9 protein-coding genes and 1 pseudogene are annotated in these 6,932 nt (G+C 50.2%); 4 read left to right on the top strand and 6 right to left on the bottom strand.

Annotation, left to right across the window (positions count from 1 at the left end; genetic code table 11):
* The 3 genes and pseudogenes from G461_RS0112130 to G461_RS0112125 form a co-directional block, all read right to left on the bottom strand.
* Positions 1–269 (bottom strand): IS5/IS1182 family transposase (locus G461_RS0112130; RefSeq protein ID WP_026972034.1); only part of this gene is annotated, 269 nt, incomplete at its 3' end.
* Positions 270–346: 77 nt separating this feature from the next.
* Positions 347–508: pseudogene (locus tag G461_RS26385) on the bottom strand (transposase); the annotation flags it as partial.
* A 13-nt stretch (positions 509–521) separates the two neighbouring features.
* Positions 522–1,718 (bottom strand): IS4 family transposase, encoded by a 1,197-nt coding sequence (locus G461_RS0112125; RefSeq protein ID WP_026972033.1) that lies wholly within the window; start codon positions 1,716–1,718, stop codon positions 522–524.
* A gap of 196 nt (positions 1,719–1,914) precedes the next feature.
* Between G461_RS0112125 and G461_RS0112120 the strand changes: the two genes are divergently transcribed.
* The 4 genes from G461_RS0112120 (at position 1,915) to G461_RS25895 (ending at position 4,206) form a co-directional block, all read left to right on the top strand.
* Positions 1,915–2,385, top strand: a complete 471-nt coding sequence (locus G461_RS0112120; RefSeq protein ID WP_026972032.1) for a GNAT family N-acetyltransferase — start codon at positions 1,915–1,917, stop codon at positions 2,383–2,385.
* A gap of 59 nt (positions 2,386–2,444) precedes the next feature.
* Positions 2,445–3,023 (top strand): hypothetical protein, encoded by a 579-nt coding sequence (locus G461_RS0112115; protein WP_157360301.1) that lies wholly within the window; start codon positions 2,445–2,447, stop codon positions 3,021–3,023.
* Positions 3,024–3,283: 260 nt separating this feature from the next.
* On the top strand, positions 3,284–3,793 hold the full coding sequence (locus G461_RS24130) for a VF530 family protein (protein WP_084429197.1): 510 nt from the start codon (positions 3,284–3,286) through the stop codon (positions 3,791–3,793).
* 89 nt (positions 3,794–3,882) lie between these two features.
* Positions 3,883–4,206, top strand: a complete 324-nt coding sequence (locus G461_RS25895) for a VF530 family DNA-binding protein (protein WP_084429195.1) — start codon at positions 3,883–3,885, stop codon at positions 4,204–4,206.
* A gap of 104 nt (positions 4,207–4,310) precedes the next feature.
* On the opposite strand, the gene G461_RS0112100 is transcribed toward G461_RS25895, so the two are convergent.
* From G461_RS0112100 to G461_RS0112090, 3 genes are all read right to left on the bottom strand, one after another.
* Entirely contained in the window at positions 4,311–4,688 is a 378-nt protein-coding gene (locus G461_RS0112100) for a hypothetical protein (RefSeq protein ID WP_026972030.1), read from the bottom strand.
* A 3-nt stretch (positions 4,689–4,691) separates the two neighbouring features.
* Complete coding sequence (locus G461_RS0112095) at positions 4,692–5,057, bottom strand: cupin domain-containing protein (protein ID WP_026972029.1); 366 nt, start codon at positions 5,055–5,057, stop codon at positions 4,692–4,694.
* Positions 5,058–5,386: 329 nt separating this feature from the next.
* On the bottom strand, positions 5,387–6,928 hold the full coding sequence (locus tag G461_RS0112090; RefSeq protein WP_026972028.1) for a response regulator: 1,542 nt from the start codon (positions 6,926–6,928) through the stop codon (positions 5,387–5,389).
* Positions 6,929–6,932 lie beyond the last annotated feature (4 nt).

Here is a 6,932-nt window from a genome sequence, read left to right as displayed (position 1 = left end):
GACTTGAGGTCAACATCCATCAGACGAAATATCGAGTTGATAAATCCTTCCAGCGCTCGCAGAGGTAGCTTAAACACGCCCTTAATCATGAGCGCGGTGCTGATGGCTGAGTCACTGTACGTATTGCTACGACCTCGGCGACCAGAAGGGTGTTGGTTGTACCAATGCTTGATAGCCGCATCGTCCATCCAAAAGGTTAACGAGCCTCTTTGAGTTAAGGTGTGATTGTACTGTTTCCAATTGGTGATTTTGCCCTTGGCGGTGCCCATAGTGCGACCTGATAGTAGGGTTTAACGATCAGATCGCAGATGAGCGAATAGGTTCAATTCTATTTAGGCAACAACGCCACGTGCAGTACCACATGGGTGTGGTTACTCATCACCGCATAGGCACACACATCGATGGCGAACACCGAAGACAGCGTGAGCAGACGCTGCTCTACCCATTACCTGCGATGCTCAAAGCTTTCCCCAGTCACGCTATCTTCGCCGCATAGATAAGCGCGGCGCTGGAGGATCCCCTCATAAATCCCCCAGTCCGCTGTGATGAGTCAGCCGCAGATACTCGAAAAACGCCCACCTAAGGTTCTGTTCGCTGATAACGTAATTAGGTCGCTTTCGCACTTCCTTTCCCAAGCGAACGACTGACAGTACTGGGCGAGAGCGAATGGTGTTGGCCTGAAAGTGTTTCGACCAGCCCGATGCTATCGCAGCTAACCCCAGCCACCAAAGCAGCATCTCTGCAAGCATCGCGATAAGTAGCAAAACGTTGTACCGATGGGGGCAACGCGAGCGGCTGTGCCGCAAACCAAAACCATACTGAGGGCTCTTAAGGTCTCGAAACGTCTCTTCGATTTGCATCCGCTTTGCGTAGAGTTTAACGACTTGTACTGAGTTAAACTGCGCTGTTGGGAGGTTAGTGGCTAGCACCCAAGGTTCCCTTGCACTGCGGTGATACAAGCGTTTAGCAGAGTGATTATTGCCTGAGCGTCTAGAGCGCCGATCTTTACGTTGTTGATCAGCCGCTTTGTAAAGATAGAGCTGACAGGACATTGGCTTTGTTCGCGCAATATCTGCGGCCCCAATGTAACGTGCTTTGCTGGTCGCTTCTTTAAATTGTGCTTTCGTTAATTGCCACTGCTTATCAACTCTATAGCAGACCTCTCCACGTAAGCGCCCCAGCCAATACCAGCCGTAGGATTCAACTTCCCGAAACCAGGTATTCCGGTAGCCCGCATCAGTAACAATGACTGGTCGACAGCCTTGGGGAAGTACGCAGCTCAATTCGCGGAGGAACTGGTTATGGCTGCGTGGCGAGTTGTAGTCGCAAAACTTAAACGTACGCTCATACAACGTCACACTCCGTCCCCTCACGGATATCGACGCCCGTAAAGTCATCATCCTTAGCTGCTCTCGCACATCAGCCCAATCCACCAAAACTATGGGCATCGGGTTAAGCCCGCAAAGCTGTTTTGCATGCCAACGAATAATGTCAAACCGCTCGTAACGGAGGTGAGTGTTACCAAATAGCCGATCCATGCGTTTGATATTGTGCTTAGGCGCAACTGGCCCAGTGATACTGCGCCCCAGTTCAGTGAGCGATAAGCTATCACCATCGAGGAGCGCTTGGGTCGCAAGCATAAGAGAGTTAAGGCGTTTTTTGTTAATCGAAGGGCATTGATCGGCGAGCATTTCGTGTAAGATTTGAACTTCGCGCATCCCGTTAGCCTCCGTGCTGGGTGGGATTGGATTTGTTTTTGGCGAAATTAATTAGATCAAACCTAGGGATGCGCGTCTACTTTTATGAATCCTAAGGGAATTATGAGGGGATTCGCGAGAAACGGGCGTTAAACCTGCTTTCCTAATTCGTTTGTGTCCAACTACGAGTCTCATACACTCCAATATGATTAACATCATGATAGAAATCCGAAACTACGAAAGACAAGACGCACCTGTAACGTGGGACCTAAAGTTTCAAACCATTCGAAACATCAACATCCGTGACTACTCAGCAGAGCACGTTGCTGCATGGGCTCCCGCCAACATTGATGCGGATGCTTGGCTAAAACGAGTCAATGAGATGAAGCCCTTTATTGCCGAGATTAATGGTCAAGTTGTCGGCTTCGCTGATTTACAGAAGGATGGCTATATTGACCACTTCTTCTGTCATGCAGATTACCAAGGTATTGGAGTCGGCAGAGCCTTGATGGCACATATATTCGCAGTAGGGAGCGAAAAGGGCGTTTCACACTACTATTCCGCAGTTAGCATAACTGCTCGGCCCTTCTTTGAGCGCTTCGGGTTCCGAGTAGTCAAAGAGCAACAAATGGAAGTGAATGGGCTGTTACTAAGCAACTTTCTTATGGAAAAGTTAGTTAGCCAATGATTTAGATGCACTAGCTCTAACCTCAACAAAGAGTTAACTAAAAAAAGGACATGGATAAGATGGGGGCAGCATATCTCGCTAATAGGCCTTGGGCAGAGTGGACTCGTGAAGAGCGAGTATTCTGTGCTGAGTTATATTACGAGGCGCGCAATGATGCACATAACTTCGGTGAATGGGTTTCCTCAATAGCCGGCATCACGGAGAGTGACAATGCAAGAACTTGGGACGTAGGCTTTGAGGTCTGTTTCTATCGGGACTACTTGTGGCGCAGAAACGAAGTAAGTCGCAGCAAGGCGTATTCGCCAAAACGCACCTTCGACCTTTGCCTCTTTTCAGAAAAAAATATAATTGTCATAGAAGCCAAAGTTTCTGAAGGCTTTGAGGCAAAGCAGCTTTGCGATACTCAAAGAGACGTCGATGCGATCCCTAGTTTACTTGAGGATGATACTGTCCGTGTAAGCTTAGTTGCGTTGACATCAAAACAATACTGGAGCAATGCACGGAGCTCTACGAAGAGTTGCTTTGATGGGCATTTGTCTTGGTTGGATCTCTACGACAGATACTCAAACCGCGTTTTCGAAAACGCCGAAGGGCTGTACCGCCGTAACTCAGCGGATAACGAAGGCTACAAGGTCTAACAATGACACCGAGAACGGCTGTTTCCTTGGCTTTTACAACTCACTTATGTCCAGTTCCGTGTTGAAGCGAGGTCTTTGAGAGAAGGCATCGATACCGATGCTACGGAAAGTTTGCAGCGGTTCACCAGAGCTCATCGTTCACACAGGCTGTTCCGCGCTAAACCCACACTCATTATTTTTGGGCCGTGCTAGCTATACTAGATTGGTTTTTACTTCGTAACGTATTACAGTGCACCGCCTTTTTACTCGGACTCGACGCCATGACTGAAGACACCATTAAACACCAGCAGAACAACCCACTTCATGGGCTTGGGCTTGAGGCCATGCTCAAGGAACTGGTTGGCTATTACGATTGGCAGATTCTGCACGCGGCTACTCGACTGGCATGTTTTAAGACCAACCCCAGCGTGGCGTCTTCGGTTAAGTTTTTGAAGAAAACCGAATGGGCACGTGAGCGCGTGGAAACTTTCTACCTTTACCGCTTTAAGCGCATGCCCAAGCCAGACTCAGCCCAGTATGCCCTAAAGCCCCGTGAGCGCGGTTTTGCCGATGGCATAGAGCCAAAAGAGCCACAGCCACTCACGGTGGAGCTGATTGCCGAAATGCAACAGAAAGCGGCTGAGAACTACGAAGTGCAGCAAAAAAAGCGCCGTGAGTCGCGCGCTAAATCTCACCCGAAAGCAGGCGCCAAACGGCGTGGCGCTAAACCGCGCAGCAGCGGCGGAAAGGGTTTTAGTTGGGGCGATGCGAAGAAATCATCCACTGATTAGGATTAGTCTGACAAAGCGTGTCACGGCGCGCTGCGTTGCGTGAGCTCACCTGTCTATCAGATGATTCCGCTACCCCCACTAGGAACCTTATGAGCCAAAAGAACAACCCCTTACACGGCATCAAGCTGGAGCAGATCCTGACTGATCTCCAGTCCCACTTCGGCTGGCAAAAACTGGCAATGAAAACCAACTTCAACGGTTTTAAACGCAAGCCGACGATTAAGTCGGCGCTGAAGCGACTGCGCCAAGAAAAAGACCTGTGGGCGAGGGAAGCCATTGAAGAGCTGTGGTTGAAAACCTTTGTTGATCGGGAGATTGCCCCACCGAGCGTTAAGCGGCAGCAAACAACACCGGCAAAGGCTGCTAGGCCTAAAGCGAGCCCGTGGGATAACAGCAAACCTAAACAAAACTAGGCCTAAGTGAGACGAGTTTTTAGGCCCTTAAAAGCTTTACCAGCCGTAACAAACAGCCGAATTGACTCGCCCCGCACAAGGGTGCGATAAACAGCAAGCGACAGTTAAGTGAGGTTCTTGACTAGCTCTGCGTCAGAAACTTGTAGGAGTAGCGATTCTATTTTGTCCACTAGCTCCATTCTGTTTTGGGTGGTAAAGCAAACCACTTCTTTGCCTAGAAAATCGTGCTCCAGCAGCACCACGCGATAAGCGCCGGTCTCAAAGTCGCCCTCTGGGTACCAGCCTAGGTCAAGCATATAGTCGTGGGCTGCATGTCGCATCTGCAGCATGTCTTCATTAAAGACCCACCACCGTTCATCTTCGGGGATCAGCGAGGGGTTGGGGTCTATCTCCCAAAAGCTGGCGTTATAATCCACCGACCAGCCAGCTGGAATGCGCAAAGGCTGAAGCTTGAGCTTTGATAAGTCTGCGATTTGTTCCATGATTTACACCCACACGTCGTTGTCAGCTTTTAACTCACTTTGCACATCACCGGTGTTTACCACACCCCGTGGCTCCACCAGGATGATCTTACACTCACTCTGGGCTACCGGTTTGTGCTCAACGCCTTTAGGGATGACAAACACTTCACCTGCTTCCAACGTAACCTTGCCATCGCGAAATTCGATATCCAGGCAGCCTTCGACCACAAAGAACACTTCGTCGGTGTCGGGGTGATCGTGCCAGACAAACTCGCCAACTACCTTAGCAAGCTTAAATTGATAGTCATTCATTTCAGCGATTACCCGCGGCGACCAGTGCTCGTCGAACTTAGTGAACTTCTCTTTGAGATTGATGGGGGCGTAGCTCACAGTTGGCTCCTTGTCTGTGCGTGGTGATGCGCTTTCCTTACGCTGTCCAATCTAGCAGGGCGGCTCTTGCAGATGAAGCCTATTGTTTGATTTTAAAGCAATGTTTATCTGGTGATGGCACCGTCACCTTTGCTGAGAGGTGCTAAGGAAGTGGGCGATGTTGAGCGCTGTGAGGGGAGTTGCAAGACATGGCTTGATGGCGTGGCAAAAGCACTATCAACCTTTCAAAAACACTACCAACCTCTAACAAGCTTCTCAACCATTGTAAGGCGGTTTGTGAGAGGTTGGTAATTATCGTCGAGCATCTCAGCGATTAGCCAAGTGTCTTTTTAGTGAAACTTGTCCAAGTACTTTTGCCGGATAGCCGTGATCTCGTCGATGTGCTCAAACAGCTGTCTAACGACTTCGGGGTCGAAGTGACTGCCAGCCTGCTCGTGCATAAATTGATTAACTTTCTCGACTGGCCAGGCCTTTTTGTAGACGCGATCGCTCGATAGCGCGTCGTACACATCGGCCACGGCAGTGATTCTGGCTTCAATACTGATTTGCTCTCCGCTAAGGCCTTCGGGGTAGCCGCTTCCGTCCCACTTTTCATGATGCTGCAGGCTGATTAGAGCGCCTATTCGCAGAATGTCGCGCTTACTGTCGCCGAGTAGATCGTAGCCAATCTTGGCGTGGCCTTGCATGATTTCCCATTCGCTATCGCTCAGGCCTCCGGGCTTGTTTAAGATTGCGTCGGGGATGCCGATTTTGCCCAAGTCGTGCAGCGGCGATGCAAAATAGATAACTTCTGCGCGCGCTTCATTAAGGCCGACTGCCTTGGCGAGTAAACGGCTTATTGCGGCAACGCGCTTAACATGGTTGCCGGTTTCCCTAGAACGCGTTTCCACCGCTTCGCCAAGACGATAGACCAGCTCTTTTTGAGTCTCGATGAGTTGGTTTTTTAGGTACAGGTTGTCGAATGCCACCAGTACGTTGTCGCAGAACAGCTCTAATAAGTGATGCTCGAGCTGGCCGGTTTTAGATAGACCGCTTAGGTAGAGCAAGTTTTTCTGGCCATCGCGACCGCGAGATACCGCCATATAGTTATCGCCAATACGTTGACCGCTGGTGGTTATGGTGGACTCAATCAGCTTGGAGAACTGCGGGTTGAGGTGTTGCATCGCATCCTCTCCAACCAGTGACTCAAACTTACCGGTGCCAGCTACGACTTTGCAGTTTCCTCCCTGATCTTGGGCTGTAAGTGCTTCGGGCTTACCGAAAAACGCGTCTTTATCGGCGTGTAGTACCGAGGTTAGCTGTTGCAGAACACCGCTGGCAAACTCATCGATAAAGCGGCTTTCGTAGATGTTTTTGGATGCCTGAATAACGCGCTCCAGCCCTTGGCGGCTGTCGTCAAGGGCGACAATGTCGCGATAGGCTCGTAGGCAACCGTGCATCATCGTGAACAACTTGCGCGAGGTTAGCTCTGTTTTTTCTTTGTAGTCGTTTATATCGTAGTTTTGCACCACGTCGCGTTCGGGCGCTTGTCCGGGCTGGCCGGTACGTAGCACGATCCGTATACGTTGATTGTGCAGGTCTTCGCGGATGTAACGCGCCACCTCCAGGCCGGAGTGTTCGTCTTCCATCACCACGTCCAGCAGCACCACGGCAATGTCGGGATTGCTTTCCAATAGCTGCTTGGCTTCTTTGCCTGAATAGGCATCGAAAAACTCAACAGCTTTGTCCTCAAAAAGCATATCGCTTAATGCAAACTTAGTGACTTGGTGAACGCTCTCTTCATCATCGACGATGGCCACCCGCCACGGGGTTTTCTTGGGGCTATTATCCGGTTGTTTGTCTTCTTCTGGCGCAAATACAAATGGGTCCATGTTG

It is taken from the genome of Aliagarivorans marinus DSM 23064 (assembly GCF_000429485.1).
Classification (GTDB): Bacteria; Pseudomonadota; Gammaproteobacteria; order Enterobacterales; family Celerinatantimonadaceae; genus Aliagarivorans; species Aliagarivorans marinus.
The sequence above is the reverse complement of the archived record's forward strand: the minus strand, read 5'-3'. Positions and strand labels throughout refer to the sequence as shown.